Origin of the sequence: Halorubrum coriense DSM 10284, from assembly GCF_000337035.1 — an archaeon.
Taxonomy (GTDB): Archaea; Halobacteriota; Halobacteria; order Halobacteriales; family Haloferacaceae; genus Halorubrum; species Halorubrum coriense.
Genome location: NZ_AOJL01000060.1, coordinates 280,535 through 297,351, shown reverse-complemented (window position 1 = coordinate 297,351; position 16,817 = coordinate 280,535). Strand labels below are relative to the sequence as shown.

Sequence of the window (16,817 nt, the reverse complement as noted above, 5' to 3'; positions counted from 1 at the left end):
CGGAGCGGCTCCCCGCCGACCGCTTAACACGGAGAACGGGGCAACCCCCCGTATGCCGGAACGACTCCGCGTGCTCGCAGGCGACTGCCAGGTGACCGACCGCGGCGACCGGACCCGCACGTACCGCGGGCGGGTCGTCGTCCTGATCAAACCCGACGACACGACGCTCGTCCACGACGCCGACGGCTACCAGCCCGTCGCGTGGCTCACCCGGCCCGAGAGCGTCGTCGTCGAGGGCGACGGCGACGGGTTCACGATCACCGCCCGCGACGGCTCCCGGCGGCTCCGCGTCGTCGCCGAGGAGGCGACGGCGAGCCGGGCCCTCCCCGTCACCGAGGCGGGCGTGCCGGTCGGGACCTGCCCCGACGACGGCGGGCCGCTCGTGCGGTCGCGCGGCGACGTGGTCTGCCTCGACTGCGAGACGCGCCGGGGGCTCCCGGCGGGCGCGAGCGTCACGGACGCGACCTGCGACGACTGCGGGCTCCCGAAGATCCGCGTCGAGCGCGGCGAACCGTTCCACCTCTGTCTCGACCCCGCGTGCGACCCGATGGAGGCGGCCGTCAGCGACCGGTTCGACGGCGTCTGGGAGTGCCCCGACTGCGGGGACGACCTCCGCGTCCGCTCCGCGCCCGGCCGCGTCTACCTCGGCTGCGAGGACTACCCCGACTGCGAGACCACCTTCTCGTTCCCCGCCGGGGTCGTCGTCGACGAGTGCGACTGCGGGCTCCCCGTCTTCGAGACGGCGGCCGGGCTGGGCTGTCTGGACGGGACCTGCGAAGTCGGCGGTCACACGGTGAGCGAAAAGACGGATCTCACGGGAGAGAGCGACGGCTAACTCCGGCTCCCCGGCCCGCTCGGCCTACTCCGCGAGCTGCTGGCGACCCGGCGCGATGAGGCGGTCGAGGTACTCCGCGAGCGCGCCCTTCGCGTCCGCGGGGTGGAGCTCGCCGGACTCCAGATCGGCTTCGAGGTCGGCGTAGGCGTCGTACTCCAGGTCGCCGCCGTACTCCTCCGGCCGCTCGACGGTGACCGAGTCGAACCGGGGGAACACGTGGTACTCGAACACCTGGAGGACGGGGTTCTCGCGCTCCGCGCCGTCGTCGGTCGGCTCGGGGTCGGCCGTCGGCGGGCAGTAGGCGTCGTTCACCTTCGACTCGATGTCCTCCCGGGAGTCCTCCATCGAGATGGTGACGCCCTCGCTGGAGGACATCTTGCCGCGCCCGGTCCCGAGGTCGGCGATCAGCGGCGTGTGGAGGCTCGTCGGCGGCTCGCGGTCGATGCTCGGTAACACGTCGCGAGCGAGCATGTGGACCTTCCGCTGTTCCATCCCGCCGACCGCGAGGTCGACGCCGAGGTACGGGATGTCGAGCGCCTGCATCAGGGGGTAGACGGCCTGCGACACCTTCACCGAGTCGCCGGAGCTGATCTCGGCCATCGCCCGCTCGGCGCGCGCGAGCGTCGTTTCGAGCTCAAGGGCGTGGAGGTCGAGGGTGTAGTCGTCGTCGAGCTGGAAGTCCGAGCCGAGCACGAACTGCGTGTTCGACTCGTCGAGCCCGTAGGCGATGAACTGGTCGCGCATCCGCTCGGCGGTGTGGCGGATATCCTCGAACGACCCCTTGTCGTTGAGGTAGGCGTGGACGTCGGCCAGCAGGACCGTCACCTCGAATCCCGCCTCCTGGAGGTCGATGAGCTTGTTCGCGGTGAGCATGTGACCGATGTGGAGCACGCCCGAGGGCTCGTAGCCGACGTACGCCCGCTTCCCTTCGGGGTCGTCGGCCAGCGCCTCGATCTCCGACTCGGTGACCACCTCGGCCGCGTTCCGGGTGATCAGCTCGTGAGCGTCCATACCTTCGAGTGTGCGTTCCCGGACATATGACTTCTGGATGCGTGCCGACGACTCACGCGGATCGCCGCCAGCGCGGCCGTCGGCCGCGTTCGCTCGGCCTCCGGCCGCCGCCGGGCGGAGTCACTCCTCCGTCTCGGGCAGCGTCCGCCCTGCCCGGTGTTCGGAGATGATCCGGTCGATCCGCTCGGCCTTCTCGTCGCGCCGGCGCTCTTCGGCGCGCTCCTCCCAGTCTTCGACGGCGTCGGCGAGGGCCTCCTCGCTCGCGACCGCCAGTTCGTCCACCTCGCGGACCGGCACGGCGTCGGCGGGCACCACCGGAATCGCGCGCTCGAACAGCACCTCGTCGGCGACGCCCGAGAGGTTCCCCTCGCCGCGGATCACGGCCCGCGGCTCCGCCTCCGCGAGCCGCTCCGCGGTCCGGCGGCCCGCCCCGGACGCGTCCCGGAGGTAGACCACGTCGCCGGCGACGAGCCCGTACGCGTCGTCCGCGGCGTCGAGCGCGTCGAGCGTGAACTGCTCGACGACCTTCACGCTCACGAGCCCCCGCCCCTCGGCCACGTCGCCGAAGTTCGAGTGATCGAGCCGCCACAGCTCCTTCAGCGTCTCCACCTTCCGTTCGAGGTCTGCGACGCGCTCTCGGGCCTCGTCGCGCTCGCGCTCCAAGCGGTCCGTCTCGCGTTCGAGCCGGGAGACCGCTCGCCGCGTGCGCGCCTCGATGCGCTCCTCGCGTTTCGCCTCCTCCAGCTCCCCTTCCAGCTCCGCGATCCGCCCGTCGCGCTCGTCGAGGTCGTCCTCGAGCGACTCGGCGTGCGACTCCAGGCGGTCGACGCGCTCGCGGAGCCGCCGGATCGTCTCCTCCTCCTCGGTGCGATCGGGCTCGGTGGGATCCGGATCCTCCTCCTCGTCGTCCCCTCCGTCCCCGCCGTCGTCCTCGCTCAGGTCGTCGATGACGGCCTCGACCGACGAGCCGCCCGCGACGACGCCGGCGATCACCGCCCCGCGGTCGAGCCGCGGCGGGGTCTTCGCCGCGATCCGCTCGAACTGGTCCTCGTGGTCGTCGTAGGCGTACAGCGCGGCCGCGAGCGCGTCGCGCTCGTGGTCGTTCGCGTAGCTCGCCTCGCGGGTGCGGTGGAGCTTCTCGTCGACCGGGAGGTCGGTCGTGGGCCGCCAGCCGGCGGCGTCGAACGAGCGCCGGAACTTCTCGACCGTCTCCGGCATCGGCTCGACGTCTGCGGCGACGATGATCGGCCGCCCCTGCTCGACGATCCACTCGGTCACCTCGGCGGTGTCGCCCGTCCGCGAGGAGTACAGCGCGTGGACGGTGCCGTCGAGGCCGACGACGGCGGCCGCGGTGGTCGTCCCGGGGTCGATCCCGACGATCACGCGGTCGCGCCGCTTCACCAGCGGCTCGTACTCGATCCCGTCGCGGCGCTCGCGCTCGACCTCGACGCGCACGTCGCCGGCCCGCGAGTTCGAGACCGGGATGTCCTCGGGGCGGGCCTCGACGGCGAACGTCGCGTTCGCGTAGCCGCCGTACTTCTCGGTCACGTCGCGCTCGAACGACAGGTTCGCCTCGTTCAGCTTCGACTGGACCTGCCGCGTCCGCTTGCGGACGTTGCCGTGGATCCGCCGCGTGTACCGGTCCTGACTCCATCCGCCCTTCCCCGTCGAACGCCCGCGGGACACCTTCACCGTCGTCTCGTCGGTGAACGCGGTCACCTCGTGGCCGACGTTCGCGGCGGCGAGCCGCGCCGACGCCTCCGCCTCCTTCATCGGCTTCTTGCCGTAGGGGATGCCGTGCCGGGAGGCGACCCGCGAGAGCGGCTCCGGGCGCTCCGCGCCGGTCACCTGGACGAGCCGGGTGCCGTCGGGCAGCGACCGGAGGAAGTTGACGAGTTCGCCCTTGTCCGCCGCCAGCTCGTAGGCGTTGTCGGTGGCGACGTAGAGGGGCTCGCGGTCGTCGATCAGCCGGCAGAGCTTCCGGAAGGAGACGACGTCGCGGGTGATCCGGGCCATCGGGCCGTCGACGTCGGGAGCGTCGGGGTCGTCCTCGTCGACGGGATCCAGAATGACGAGCGCGTAAGAGGGGCTGTCGCCGCGGACGTCCCCGCTGTGGACGTCGACGCCGAACACCGGCCGGTCGCGGGCGCGGATGGTCCGGGTTGTCACGTACCGAGGTAGGTCGTTGCCCCGTATATACCCCACGCCGAGGGAGCCGCGGATCGCCGCCGGACGGGCGAGCGGTCAGAAGATCCCGGGCTCGTCGCCCGCCTGCTGTCGCCGGCCGCTGATGACTCCCGGCGTCCCGCCCGTCTGGATGATGTTGAACGCGGTCATCAGGTCAGACCGGGAGATGAGGCCGACGAGCTCGCCCTCCCCCCCGACCACGGGGAGCCGGCCGACGCCGTGTTCCTGCATCGTCTGAAGCGCGGTCAGGGCGTCGGCGCTCGGGTCGACGGCGACGAGATCGGTCGCCATCACCTCGTCGACGCGGTAGGCGTCGCGCTCCACCTCGCGGACCGACCTGGCGTCTTCGAGGGTGACCATCCCGACGAGCTCGTCGCCGTCGAGGACTGGATACCCCGTGTGGCGCTCCTCGAACATCCGGCTCATCAGGTCGGCGACGGAGGTGTCCTCCGTCACCGTGTGGAGCTGCTCGCGGGGCGTCATCACGTCGGTGACGGTGACGCCCTCGAAGGTGGCCTTCAGGGTCGTCTGCTGGGCCTCGCCCGAGGCGGCGATGTAGATGAAGAAGGCGAGCACGATGAGCAGCAGCTGGAAGCTGAACAGGCCGATGATGCCCATCAGGAACGCGAACACCTTCCCCACGGAGGCGGCCCGCTGGGTCGCCTGCGCGTGCGGCTGGTTCCGCGCGAGGAGCGCCCGCAGGACCCGCCCGCCGTCCATCGGGAACGCGGGGAGCATGTTGAAGACGGCGAGGACGACGTTCAAGAGCGCGAGGTAGCCGAAGACGAAGAGGACGGCGTTGGAGCCGCCCGCGGCGACGAGGACGACCCCGTAGCAGGCGACCCCGACCGCGACGCTGACGAGCGGGCCCGCGATCGCGATCCAGAACTCGTGTTTCCAGTCCTCGGGGAACTCGGCGAAGCTGGCGAGGCCGCCGAGCAGCCACAGCGTGATCGATTCGATCTCGTAGCCGTAGCGCATGGCGACGAGCGAGTGGCCGAACTCGTGGAGCAACACGCCGACGAACAGCCCGACGGCGGCCGACAGCCCGAGCAGCCACGGCGTGTTGCCGGCGGCGACCGCGCCGGCGTCGATCCCGAGCCCGGCGACCTCGTTCATCACCTCCGCGATCATCCCGACCTGCGACCCGATGAGATACGCGAAGAGCGGTAAGACGATCAGGAACGTCCAGTTGAGCCTGATCGGAATCCCGAACGCGGTCCCGATCTTGATTCCACGCATGCCCTCGGGTTCGCCCGGTGATCGGTTAAGTAACCGGGTCGGGCCGGTGATCGATTAAGTGCGCGCCCCTCGTCGGGACGCACATGAGCGACACAGGCGATCCCGAGTCGGTCGTGAAACGCGGCGGCGAGATCACCTACGAACCCGTCGAGGCCGCCGAGGGGCTCTCGAAGGGCGTCCTCCTCGACGAGTCGGACGGCGCGCCGAACTTCGCGATGCGCCGGTTCGAACTCGCGCCGGGCGCCGCGGTCCCCCGCCACACCAACGCGGTCGAACACGAGCAGTACGTCCTCGCCGGCGAGTACGTCGTCGGGATCGGCGACGAGGAACACGCCGTGTCGGCCGGCGACGCCCTCCTGATACCCGCGGGCGTCGAGCACTGGTACCGCAACGAGCGCGACGAGCCCGGCGCGTTCATCTGCGCGGTGCCGAACGGCGACGACGCGATCGAACTCGTCGAGTAAGGGCCGCGTGCGCGGTCGCGTCCCCCGCGGCGGGGCCGACTACTCCAGCGTACCGACGCGGTCGGCGACGTAGCCGAACTGGTCGCGGTAGCCGTTCGACGACAGCAACACGGGGTAGAAGGACTCGTCGGCGAGCAGCGGCTCGCCGTCGGCGGCCGCGAACCGCTCGCCGGGCTCGACGCGCTCGAAGTTGCGCGCGAACACCTCGTACGCCTCCGCGTCGGGCTTCGGGATCCGCTCGCGGAGCCGGAACACGGAGACGTCCTCGCGGCCGCCGGCGTCGAGCACGTCGTCGGCGCCGGGCGCGGAGATCGCGCCGGTCGCGGCGAGGAACGCGCGGGCGAGCCAGTAGGCGTTGTCGGCGGCCGCCTCGGAGCCCTGGAGCCCGGCCTCCACTTCGAGCGTGTGCGGGTGTTCGATGAGCCGTCCCTCGGTGAACGCGTCCGTCTGGATCACGGCGTCGACGGGGAGGTGCGGCGCGACCGCGCGGGTCACCTCGTCCATCGAGTCGATGACGGCGAACGGCTCCGCGTACGACTGCGTCGAGTGGATCGCGAACGTCGTACACCCCTCCAGCGCGCCGACCAGTTCGGCCGCGAGCCGCACCTCGTGGGCCTCCGCGTCGGGGTTGCCCGGGAACGCCCGGTTGAGGTCGGCGTCGAGGTAGCGCTCCCCGGCGTCGAGCGCGGCCTCGTTGGCGACGATCAGCCGCACCGGCCGCTCGGGGTCGAGGCCCGCGTCGAGCAGGCGCTCGACGGCGCGGGCGCCGCAGGGCTCGTCGCCGTGGATCGCGCCGACCACGGCGACCTCGGGCTCCCCGTCGCCCAGATCGTGGATCTCCATACCACACCCTGGCGGGCGGCGGATAAGTGGCGTTCGGATCCGGGGCGAGGGGTTCGGACCCGAGGTGGAGTGCGGACCCGCGGCGAAGCGTTCGGTCCCCGCCGCTCCGCGATCGGCGACGCCCGAGTTCAGTGCTCCTCGTCGACGCGCTCCGCGTACTCGTAGTCGGCCGGGTACGCCGGCGGCTGCGCGCCGTCGAGGGCGATCTGCCACCCGTCGACCGCGGCCGGGTCGCCGAGCGCGGCCCGGAGCGTCTCCCGCACGTCGTCGACGTCGACCCCGTAGAAGTCGCTCGGGATCCCGTCGAGGTACTGGAGCGCCGTCTCGAACAGCGACCGCATCCCCGCGTCGTTCTCGAAGTCGACGCGCTTGTACGCGCCGGCGGCGACCTGAACCATTCCGTGGAGGAAGGCGCTCTCAGCCGTCCCGCGGCCGTAGTTGTACCACTCGTCCTCGAAACAGTCGTGGCTCTCGTGGTACGCGCCGTCGTTGAACAGCCGCACACCGTGTTCGGTCGCGCGCCGGAGCGTCGCGTGCTCCCAGTAGCCGCCGACCAGCCGCGCGTCCGACGGTTCGCCGGACGACCCGTCCCCGTCGTCGGACGTCGATTCCGGCGCTCCCGACCTCGGGTCCGGGTCGTCGCCCGCGTGCCACCCGGTCGGGTTCCCGAGGGGCGGGGCGACGCCCGGATCGCGGGTGTGGTCGTCCATGCGCGGGCCGTTGACGCGGCAGCGACCTAACCGTTTCGCGGCGCTGGCGACGGAGCCGGTCCGCAGACGGATCGAACCCTTCTTTCCCCCGCTCGCGCTCCGGTCTACCGAATGGACGCCGGACTCCTCTTCGCCCTCGCCGCCGCCGTCGTCTGGGGCGCGTACCTCTTCGTCCTGAAGCGGTCCTTCTCCGCGTATCCGCCCGCCGCGCTGACGGTGACGATCAACGCCGCGGCGCTCGCGTGGTTCCTCGCGGCGACCGGTCTCACGGTGGGCTTCGGCGACGCCGCGGCCGGCGTGGCGGGGCTCGCGGTCCCGCGACGGTTCGCCGTCGTCGCCGTCACGACGCTCGCGACGGCCGCCGCCTTCGTCCTCTTCCTGCGCGCCATCGAGGACGGCGCGGTGTCGTACGTCGCGCCGATCAACAAGGTCGTCCCGATGTTCGTCCTCCCGCTGGAGGTCGGACTGCTCGGACAGGTGTTGTCGCCGGTCCAGGTCGCCGGCGTCGTCGTCACCACCCTCGCGGTGTACGTCGCGAACTACGAGCCGGGCGGCTTCTTCGCGCCGTTCGCGCGGGCCGCGCGGTCGCGACCGGCGCAGCTGGCGCTCGCGAGCGCGGCCTGCTACGCGGTCGCCGACGTGGGAAAGCGGGTCGCGCTCCAGGAGCTCGCGATCCCCGGCACGCTCTGGGTGCCGCTGCTGCTCGCCGGCGTCGCGGCCGTCCTCCTCCCGGCGGCGCTCCGGAGTTCGTTCGAGGTCAGCCGACGGGACCTCCCGAAGTTCCTCGCGGCCGGCGCGCTCGTCGCGCTGGGCGAGCACCTGACGACGGTCGCGTTCGCGGCGCTGCCCGCGAGCGTCGCCTCCCCGGTGATCAACACGCAGGCCATCGTCGCGGTCGTCCTCGGGGGCGTGCTGCTCGGCGAGCGACACTTCCGAGTCCGGCTCGTCGCGGCCGTCCTCGCGGTCGTCGGCGTCGCGATGATCGCCGGCTGAGGCGTCGCCGTCCCGCACTCCCGCCGGCAGCCGAGAGACACTTGACCGCTCGACTCTTACCGCCCCCATGGAACCCGCGTCCGAGTCGACCCCGATCGACCACGCCGAGTCGATCGTCCACGCCCTCGGCGACGGCGCGTACGTCCTCGACGCCGACCGGAACCGCGCGTTCGTCAACGACCGCCTCCGCGAGGTGACCGGGTTCGAGGAGGCGGTCCTCCACGCGAAACACCCGGAACGGCTCGTCGAGGAGGGGTACTGGAGCGCCGAGACGGGCGACCGCTACCGGGAGGCCGCGGAGCGCGTCCTCGCGGGCGAGGCCGCCGACGAGCGCGTCCAACTCACGACGACGCTGGCGGACGGCAGCGAAGTGACCACCGAGACCAGGCTGACGCCGGTCGAGCGCGGCGACGCGGTCGTCGGCGCGGTCGGCGTCATCCGCGACGTCACGGACCGGGTCGAGCGCGAGCGCGAGCTGAGGCGGCTCAACGAGCGGCTCGAACGCCTCGCCGGCTTCCTCTCGCACGACCTCCGGAACCCCCTCTCGGTCGCCCGCGGCTACGTCGACCTCGCGCGCGAGACCGGCGACGTGGAGCGACTCGACGCCGCCGAGAGCGCGTTCGGTCGGATCGAGACGATGATCGACGAGGCGCTGGTGATGGCCCGCGATCCGGACGCGATCGAGACCGCGGACGGGGCGGTCGACCTCGCCGCCCTCGCCGACGACTGCCTCGAATCGGGCGACTTCGGCGACCTGCCGGCCGACGCCGACCTCGTCGTCGAGGACCCCGGCCCGGTCGCCGGCGACCCGGCCCTCCTCCGGCGCGCGGTCGGGAACCTGATCGCCAACGCCCTCGACCACGGCGGCGACGCCCCGACGGTCCGCGTCGGCGTCGACGACCGCGGGCTGTACGTGGCCGACGACGGGCCCGGGCTCCCGGACGACGCGGCGCTCTCCGACGGGTCGGACCCGACGGCCGATCTGGCCGATTTCGGCGTCTCTCGCGGCGGCGGCACCGGAATCGGGCTCGCCATCGTCGAGCGCGTCGCGGCCGCGCACGGCTGGACGCTCGAGATCGACGAGTCCGCCGAGGGCGGGTTCCGGGCGACGCTGGTCGGTGCCGAGCGCGCCGCAACGCGGTAGTCGCCTACCCTACCCGCCCTAGCCCGCCCCGCCCTGTCCCGCCCTAGCCCTCCCCGTCCCGCCCGGCCGAGCCGCGAACTCTCTCGCCGTCGACGCGCCGTGATACCGCCGACGGCCACGCAGCCGACGCGCCGTCGACGCCACGTTTCTCTCTCGATCGCCGCAAAATGTATTTTTAGGCACATTTGTTTAAATTTAACATCGATTAAACTATATTCGTGTTCGCATGCCACGCAACTCCTCGCGACGGAGCGTGCTGAAGGCGATCGGCGCAGCCGCGACGGTGCCGGGTGTCGTCGGCACCGCCGCCGGTCGTGGGAACGCCCCGACCCCGCGGTACGCCGCGTTCAACGTCGTCGACCTCGGCACCGAGCAGGTACAGGAACCGGGCGATTCGCAGGCGGAGGCCGCGGCCCGCGTCGTCCAAGAGGTCGACCCCGACGTGCTCGTCGTCAACGAACTCGCCAACAACGTCCAGGAGGCGACGGTCGACGATGACGTGCCGACCGACCGGACGAACATCGAGGCGTTCGTCGAGAACTACCTCAGCGACCCGCAGACCCCGCGGCTGGAGGGGATCGACTACGAGTACACGCTCCAGCCAGACAGCAACACCGGGCTCCTCCCCGAGGAAGACTACGACTTCAACAAGGACGGCGAGGCGGGCGCTCGGCCGGGTGACGCGTTCGGCTTCGGGTTCTACCCCGGCCAGTACGCCTTCGGGATCGCGAGCAAGTACCCCGTCGACGAGGACGCGGTCCGCTCGTTCCAGGAGTTCCTGTGGGCGGACATGCCGGACAACCGGATCCCGCTCGCGAGCGACGAAGACGTCGTTACCGAGGGCGACGCGATCTACCTGACCGAGACGGAGCTCGACGCCTTCCGCCTCTCCTCGAAGACCCACGTCGACGTGCCGTTCGACGTCGACGGCGAGACGGTCCACGGGCTGTTCTCGCACCCGACCCCGACCGGGTTCGACGCCGAAAACAATTTCAACGGACGGTGGAACCACGACGAGAACCGGTTCTGGGCCGACTACGTCGCCGGCGCAGAGTACATCTACGACGACTCCGGCACGGAGGGCGGCCTCGACGACGACGCCTCCTACGTCCTGCTCGGCGACATGAACGCCGGTCCCGGCGACGAGCCGCTCAACCCGGCGGCGAAGTACTTCATCGACAACTCGGACTTCGACAGTCGCAGTCGACCCACGAGCCCCGGCGGCGCGCAGCGCGGGAACCCATACGCGACCGCCGAGTTCGGCGGCGGTGAGACGGTCGACTGGGTGCTCCCCTCGCCGGACCTCTCGCTCCGGGGCTCCTCGGTCGTCTGGCCGAGTTCGAACGCGAACAAGCGCGGGCTCGCGGACGACGTCGCGGCCGCCTCGGACCACCGCCTCGTCTGGGCGGACATCGCCGCGCGGCCGGGGTCATCCGGCGGCGGCCGCGGACGCGGAAACCGGTGATTTAAATCGCTCGGCGGGCTTGGTCTCGACTGCGTGCGAGGGTAGCCAAGCCCGGAAACGGCGGCGGATTCAAGCTCCGCTCCTGTAGAGGTCCGTGGGTTCAAATCCCTCCCCTCGCATCGCCGGGGTCCACCCCCCGTGATGCGGAAGGCGCTCTCGGAGCGTTCTTCCNTCGCGGTGGTCCGTGGGTTCAAATCCCTCCCCTCGCATCGCCGGGGTCCACCCCCCGTGATGCGGAAGGCGCTCTCGGAGCGTTCTTCCCTAGCAAAATTTCACACCCGACTTACTCTGAGCCGTCAGCATAGCCGAGCCCGGAAACGGCGGCGGATTCAACCTCCGCTCCTGTAGAGGTCTCGTGAGCGAGCGACGCGAGCGAACGAGAGCACGCGAGCCGCAACCGGCGAGCGAAGCGAGCCGGACCGTCTCGCGGTGGTCCGTGGGTTCAAATCCCTCCCCTCGCATCGCCGGGGTCCACCCCCCGTGATGCGGAAGGCGCTCTCGGAGCGTTCTTCCCTCGCAAANGGAGGCGTGAGGTGCTGTGCGGAGCCGTACGGGGCGGGACTCAAAGGGGCAGTCGCGAGGGCGCGGTAGGCGACGTAAGCACCGCAGCGAGCGAAACGAGCGAGGAGCGCAACGAGCGTACCGCGCCCTCGCGACTGGGGATTTGACGGTGTTCGCAGTCGATCTGCGGTCAACGAGTTACGTACAAGCGGTCGAGCAGACGGTGTCGCTCCTCTCACCGTCATCACGCGATTCATCTCGAAACGACACGAACGTCCACCCGAAACGGAGGGTCCGAAACGGTTTTGCCCTGGCCTGCCGGACGGTCGATATGCCAGCAGATCCCGACACGGGGTACGACCCCTCGATGGGTCGGAAGTTCGTGTTCGTCACGGGCGGAGTGATGTCCGGGCTGGGCAAGGGCATCACCGCCGCCAGCACCGGGCGTCTTCTCGCCAACGCGGGCTTCGACGTCACCGCCGTCAAGGTGGACCCCTACCTCAACGTCGACGCCGGGACGATGAACCCGTACGAGCACGGCGAGGTGTACGTCCTCAAGGACGGCGGCGAGGTCGACCTCGACCTGGGCAACTACGAGCGCTTCCTCGGCACCGACATGACGTTCGACCACAACGTCACCACGGGGAAGACGTACGAGCACGTCATCGAGCGCGAGCGCGCCGGCGACTACCTCGGCAAGACCGTCCAGATCATCCCGCACGTCACCGACGACATCAAGCGCCGCATCCGCGAGGCCGCCGAGGGGTCCGACGTCTGCCTCGTCGAGATCGGCGGGACGGTCGGCGACATCGAGTCGATGCCGTTCCTCGAGGCCCTCCGCCAGTTCGCCCACGAGGAGGACGACGAGGACATCCTCTTCACGCACGTCACGCTCGTCCCGTACTCGAAGAACGGCGAGCAGAAGACGAAGCCCACCCAGCACTCTGTGAAGGAACTGCGCTCGATCGGGCTCCAGCCCGACATCCTCGTCGGGCGCTCCGAGGACCGGCTGGACCCGGAGACGAAAGAGAAGATCGCCCTCTTCTGTGACGTGCCCACGGACGCCGTCTTCTCGAACCCGGACGTCGAGGACATCTACCACGTCCCGCTGATGGTCGAAGACGAGGGGTTAGACGAGTACGTGATGGAGCGGCTCGGCCTCGCCGCGGAGGCGCTGCCGAAGGCCGAGCGCTCGACGGAGTGGCGCGAGCTGGTCACCCGCGACCGCGACGAGGAGATCGACGTGGCCCTGGTCGGCAAGTACGCCCTCGAAGACGCCTACATGTCGATCCACGAGGCGCTGAAGCACGCCGGCATCCAGACCGGCACCGAGGTGAACGTGCTGTGGGTCGACGCCGACGAGACGCGCGAGGAACACGAGCAGCGCCTCGCCGAGGCGGACGCCGTCGTCGTCCCCGGCGGCTTCGGTTCCCGCGGGACCGACGGGAAGATCGAGGCGATCCGCTACGCCCGCGAGAACGGCGTGCCGTTCCTCGGACTCTGTCTGGGCTTCCAGATGGCGGTCGTCGAGCACGCGCGCAACGTCCTCGGCCTCGACGCGGCCCACTCCGCGGAGATCGACCCCGACACCCCTCACCCCGTCATCGACCTGCTCCCCGAGCAGTACGAGACGGAGGACATGGGCGGGACGATGCGGCTCGGTGCGCACGAGACCGACATCGAACCCGACACGCTCGCGGCCCGGGTGTACGACGCCGACTCCTGTACCGAGCGCCACCGCCACCGCTACGAGGTGAACCCCGAGTACATCGACGACCTGGAGGCCGACGGGCTGACGTTCTCCGGGCGCGCCGACAACCGGATGGAGATCCTCGAACGTCCGGACCACCCGTTCTTCTTCGGGACGCAGGCGCACCCCGAGTTCCGGTCGCGGCCCGACCGCGCGAGCCCGCCGTTCGTCTCGCTCGTCGAGGCGGCGCTGGGATCGACGGACACAACCGAGCGGAACGCGGACGTGAGGCTATAGATGGTCGAGACGGACGAATTCATCGCGGAGGCGAAAGCGGAGATCCGGGAGGCGATCGGCGACGCGAACGCCGTGATCGCCCTCTCCGGCGGGGTCGACTCCTCGGTCGCGGCGACGCTCGCGTACGAGGCGGTCGGCGACCAGCTCACCCCCGTCTACGTCGACACGGGCCTGATGCGGAAGGGGGAGACGGCGGAGATCCGCGACACGTTCGACTTCATGGAGTCGCTGCGCGTGATCGAGGCGCAGGACCGATTCTTCGACCGGCTCGCGGGCGTCACCGATCCCGAGGAGAAGCGCCACGTCATCGGCGAGGGGTTCATCGACGAGTTCGAGGCGGTCGCGCGCGACGTCGACGCCGACTACCTCGTTCAGGGGACGATCTACCCCGACCGCATCGAGTCGGAGGGGAACATCAAGTCGCACCACAACGTCGGCGGGCTCCCCGAGGTCGTCGACTTCGAGGGGATCGTCGAGCCCGTGCGCGACCTGTACAAGGACGAGGTGCGCGAGGTGGCCCGCGAGCTCGGGCTCGAAGAGATCATCTCCGAGCGGATGCCGTTCCCCGGCCCCGGGCTCGCCGTCCGGATCGTCGGCGAGGTGACCCCGGAGAAGGCCGCGGTCGCCCGCGAGGCGACCCACGTCGTCGAGGAGGAGCTGGAGGAGTACGACCCGTGGCAGGCGTTCGCCGCGGTCCTCGGCAAGGCGACCGGCGTCAAGGGCGACAACCGCGTCCACGGCTGGGTGGTCGCCGTGCGCTCCGTCGAGAGCCGCGACGGGATGACCGCCCGCGCGCAGGAGCTCGACTGGAGCACGCTCCAGCGGATCCAGAGCCGGATCACCGGCGAGAACGAGAACGTGGCGCGGGTCGTCTACGACGTGACCCACAAGCCGCCCGCGACGATCGAGTACGAGTGATGACGGACCAGCCACTCGCCGTCGTCGCCGGCCCCGACGAGCACGGGCTCGGCGAGGAGCTCGCCGCGCTCGGCGTCGCGATCAACCGCATCGATGGGCTCGTCACCGCCGACGCGCTCGCCGAGGCCGGCATCGCCGACGCCGCGTACTTCGTCCTCACCGACGTCGAGGAGGCGACCGGCATCCCGGTCGCGAAGGAGCGGAACCCGGACGTTCGGGTCGTGACGTACGCGAGCCGGTCGCTGCCGGAGTTCGTCGCGACCGTCGCCGACCTCGCGGTCGACCCCGACCTGCTGGACGCCGCGACGGTCGCCGCGGAACTGGTCGACGGCGAACCGGCCGACGAGGAGTCGCCGGACGCGACCGACCGCGAGTCGTGACCGGGGACGCGGAACCGACGGACGACGGGCCCGCGACCGACGGCGGCCCGACGACCGTCCCGGTCACCCTCTACACCCGCGCGGACTGCTCGCTGTGCGTTGTCGCCCGCGAGACGATCGAGTCGGTCGCCGCCGACCTCGACCCCGTGACGGTCGAGATCGACGAGGTCGACGTGGACACCGACCCCGAACTGGCCGACGAGTACGGCGAGCGCGTCCCGTACGTGCTGGTCGACGGCCACCCGGCGTTCAAGTACGAGGTCGACGAGCGCGACCTGCGGCTGAAGCTGCTCGCGGCGACCTGAGCCGGAGAAACCCGCTCACCCGCCGCGACTCTACTGTTCGACCGTCTCCGCGCCGGGCGCGCCGGCCTTCACCTTCGTCACCGCCTCGACGGCGTTCGACCGGGAGGCGTACCCCTCGCCGGAGTCCGCGAGGACGTTGCCGTTGCGGTGGCGGAGCCGCCAGCGCCACTCCTCGGCGGCGTCCTCGTAGATCTCGAACGCCGCGCTTCCCGCCGCCAGCGCGCCCGCATCGGGGGCGTACTCGGCGACGCGCTCGACCGCGTCCGTCGCGTTCGACTCGGAGGCGTACCCCTCGCCGGAGTCGGCGATGATGTTCCCGTTGTCGTGGACGAGCCGCCAGCGCCACTCGCCGCCCCTGTCCTCGTAGACCTCGAACGTCGCCTTGCTCTCGCCGTCGCCCGACCGGCCATTCGCCTCCTCGTCGTCGGGGTATTCGAGCCCCGCGCCGCCCGCGTTCGACCTGACGCTGTCGAGCCCCTGCCGGGCCTTCGACCGGGAGGCGTACCCCTCGCCGGAGTCCGCGAGGACGTTGCCGTTCTCGTGGACGAGCCGCCAGCGGTACTCGCCGGCCGCGTCGCGGAACACCTCGAACGCCGCGGGGTCGATCCGGAGGTAGTCCGCGGCCGCGACGTGGTCGCGGAGCCTCGAGAGCGCGCGCTTCGCGTTCGACTTGGAGGCGTACCCCTCGCCCGAGTCGCCGACGACGTTGCCGTTGTCGTGGCGGAGCCGGAAGCGCCACTCGTCGGCGGCGTCGGCGTACAGCTCGAACGTCGCGTCGCTCTCCGCCGCGTCCTCGTCCGGGGCGGTCACGTCCGGGATGGCCACGTCCGGATCCGTCGCGTCGGTCGGCTCCGGACCGTCGTCGTCGGCGACCGCCTCTGCCTCCTCGACCGCCGTCTCGATCCGGAGGAGCCCCGCGCCGAGGGCGTTTCGGCGCACGCTGTGGAGCCCCTGCTGGGCCTTCCCGCGGCTGCTGTACCCCTGTCCGGAGGTCGCGATGACGTTGCCGTTGCGGTGGCGGAGCCGCCAGCGCGGCTTCCCGCTCGCGTCCTCGAACAGCTCGAACCGCGCCTTGCTCTCGCGCAGCGCCGCGGCCGCGGCCTCGGCGGCCGCTCGGTCCTCGCGCGCCGTCTCGAGTTCGGACTCGGTCGCCGCCAACTCTTCGCGAGCGGCGTCTAGGTCGGCCTCCGTCGACGCCAGCTCGTCGCGGGTCGCCGCCAGCTCTTCGCCGGCCTCCTCGGCCGTCGCCGTCGCCGCGGCGGCCTCGTTGCGCATCCGGTCGTAGTCCTCGTAGACGGGGTCCGAGAGTAGCGGCACGACCGTCCCCGCGAGCCCGACGAGGAGGAGCCCGACGCCGTAGACGGTGATCACGGTCGGGTCGCCCGACGCGGTGAACCAGCCGTCCGGGAAGATGTTGACGAACCACACGACGCCGAGGACGCTCACCGCCGTGCCGAGGTAGCCGAGGTACGTCCCGGTCCGTCGGAGCGGGAACCGGATCACGGCCCCGAGCATCACGAACGGCGGAGCCAGCGCCGCGAGCGCGTACCCGAGGCCGCGGGCGACGGTCCCCGACTCGGTGAGGAGGAACACCGCGACGCCGGCGAGGCCGAGCAGCACGCCGAAGCCGAACAGCCAGTAGCCGTTCACCTCGTCGTCGGTCGTGGGTGTGCCGATCCGCCGCCGGTACAGCCCCCCGCCGCCGGGATCGTCATCTGTTGGCATGTGGCGTGCGACTCCGGCCAGCCGGTTATATGTGATGGCAGATGACACGACTGCGCGCCGGCCCCGCCGGGCTACCGCGACCCGAGCGTTTACGACCCTGACGCTCC

General features: G+C 71.1%; 15 protein-coding genes and 1 tRNA gene. 10 read left to right on the top strand and 6 right to left on the bottom strand.

Features of this window, described 5'->3' with window-relative positions:
* The first annotated feature begins 52 nt into the window (after positions 1 to 52).
* On the top strand, positions 53 to 835 hold the full coding sequence (locus tag C464_RS14965; RefSeq protein WP_006114595.1) for a topoisomerase DNA-binding C4 zinc finger domain-containing protein: 783 nt from the start codon (positions 53 to 55) through the stop codon (positions 833 to 835).
* Positions 836 to 859: 24 nt separating this feature from the next.
* Here the strand turns inward: C464_RS14965 and C464_RS14960 are convergent, their stop codons facing one another.
* The 3 genes from C464_RS14960 to C464_RS14950 form a co-directional block, all read right to left on the bottom strand.
* Complete coding sequence (locus C464_RS14960; RefSeq protein WP_006114594.1) at positions 860 to 1,846, bottom strand: tyrosine--tRNA ligase; 987 nt, start codon at positions 1,844 to 1,846, stop codon at positions 860 to 862.
* A 120-nt stretch (positions 1,847 to 1,966) separates the two neighbouring features.
* On the bottom strand, positions 1,967 to 4,015 hold the full coding sequence (locus C464_RS14955; protein ID WP_006114593.1) for a DUF460 domain-containing protein: 2,049 nt from the start codon (positions 4,013 to 4,015) through the stop codon (positions 1,967 to 1,969).
* A gap of 75 nt (positions 4,016 to 4,090) precedes the next feature.
* Positions 4,091 to 5,275 carry a CBS domain-containing protein gene (locus C464_RS14950; protein WP_006114592.1) on the bottom strand — a complete coding sequence of 395 codons (1,185 nt, stop codon included), beginning with the start codon at positions 5,273 to 5,275 and terminating at the stop codon, positions 4,091 to 4,093.
* A gap of 83 nt (positions 5,276 to 5,358) precedes the next feature.
* On the opposite strand from C464_RS14950, the gene C464_RS14945 reads away from it, so the two are divergent.
* Positions 5,359 to 5,739 (top strand): cupin domain-containing protein, encoded by a 381-nt coding sequence (locus tag C464_RS14945; RefSeq protein WP_006114591.1) that lies wholly within the window; start codon positions 5,359 to 5,361, stop codon positions 5,737 to 5,739.
* A gap of 39 nt (positions 5,740 to 5,778) precedes the next feature.
* Here the strand turns inward: C464_RS14945 and C464_RS14940 are convergent, their stop codons facing one another.
* The gene (locus C464_RS14940) at positions 5,779 to 6,582 is read right to left on the bottom strand and encodes a M14 family metallopeptidase (RefSeq protein WP_006114590.1); all 804 of its coding nucleotides are present in this window, start codon (positions 6,580 to 6,582) and stop codon (positions 5,779 to 5,781) included.
* A gap of 128 nt (positions 6,583 to 6,710) precedes the next feature.
* Complete coding sequence (locus tag C464_RS14935; protein WP_006114589.1) at positions 6,711 to 7,292, bottom strand: DUF309 domain-containing protein; 582 nt, start codon at positions 7,290 to 7,292, stop codon at positions 6,711 to 6,713.
* A gap of 111 nt (positions 7,293 to 7,403) precedes the next feature.
* Here C464_RS14935 and C464_RS14930 point away from each other — a divergent pair, with 111 nt between their 5' ends.
* The 8 genes from C464_RS14930 (at position 7,404) to C464_RS14895 (ending at position 14,985) form a co-directional block, all read left to right on the top strand.
* The gene (locus C464_RS14930) at positions 7,404 to 8,285 is read left to right on the top strand and encodes an EamA family transporter (protein WP_006114588.1); all 882 of its coding nucleotides are present in this window, start codon (positions 7,404 to 7,406) and stop codon (positions 8,283 to 8,285) included.
* A gap of 67 nt (positions 8,286 to 8,352) precedes the next feature.
* Complete coding sequence (locus C464_RS14925; protein WP_006114587.1) at positions 8,353 to 9,429, top strand: PAS domain-containing sensor histidine kinase; 1,077 nt, start codon at positions 8,353 to 8,355, stop codon at positions 9,427 to 9,429.
* A gap of 226 nt (positions 9,430 to 9,655) precedes the next feature.
* On the top strand, positions 9,656 to 10,894 hold the full coding sequence (locus C464_RS14920; protein WP_080510463.1) for an endonuclease/exonuclease/phosphatase family protein: 1,239 nt from the start codon (positions 9,656 to 9,658) through the stop codon (positions 10,892 to 10,894).
* 35 nt (positions 10,895 to 10,929) lie between these two features.
* Positions 10,930 to 11,013, top strand: a tRNA-Leu gene (locus C464_RS14915).
* Between the two features lie 713 nt (positions 11,014 to 11,726).
* On the top strand, positions 11,727 to 13,382 hold the full coding sequence (locus tag C464_RS14910; protein ID WP_049911224.1) for a CTP synthase: 1,656 nt from the start codon (positions 11,727 to 11,729) through the stop codon (positions 13,380 to 13,382).
* Positions 13,383 to 14,300, top strand: coding sequence for a glutamine-hydrolyzing GMP synthase (guaA, locus tag C464_RS14905; RefSeq protein ID WP_006114584.1), 918 nt, complete (start codon positions 13,383 to 13,385; stop codon positions 14,298 to 14,300).
* Complete coding sequence (locus tag C464_RS14900; protein ID WP_006114583.1) at positions 14,300 to 14,680, top strand: DUF7126 family protein; 381 nt, start codon at positions 14,300 to 14,302, stop codon at positions 14,678 to 14,680. Before guaA ends, C464_RS14900 begins: the two co-directional genes overlap by 1 nt.
* Positions 14,677 to 14,985 (top strand): glutaredoxin family protein, encoded by a 309-nt coding sequence (locus C464_RS14895; protein WP_006114582.1) that lies wholly within the window; start codon positions 14,677 to 14,679, stop codon positions 14,983 to 14,985. Before C464_RS14900 ends, C464_RS14895 begins: the two co-directional genes overlap by 4 nt.
* A gap of 30 nt (positions 14,986 to 15,015) precedes the next feature.
* Here C464_RS14895 and C464_RS14890 read toward each other — a convergent pair whose 3' ends face one another.
* Complete coding sequence (locus C464_RS14890) at positions 15,016 to 16,710, bottom strand: HVO_2922 family protein (protein ID WP_006114581.1); 1,695 nt, start codon at positions 16,708 to 16,710, stop codon at positions 15,016 to 15,018.
* Positions 16,711 to 16,817 lie beyond the last annotated feature (107 nt).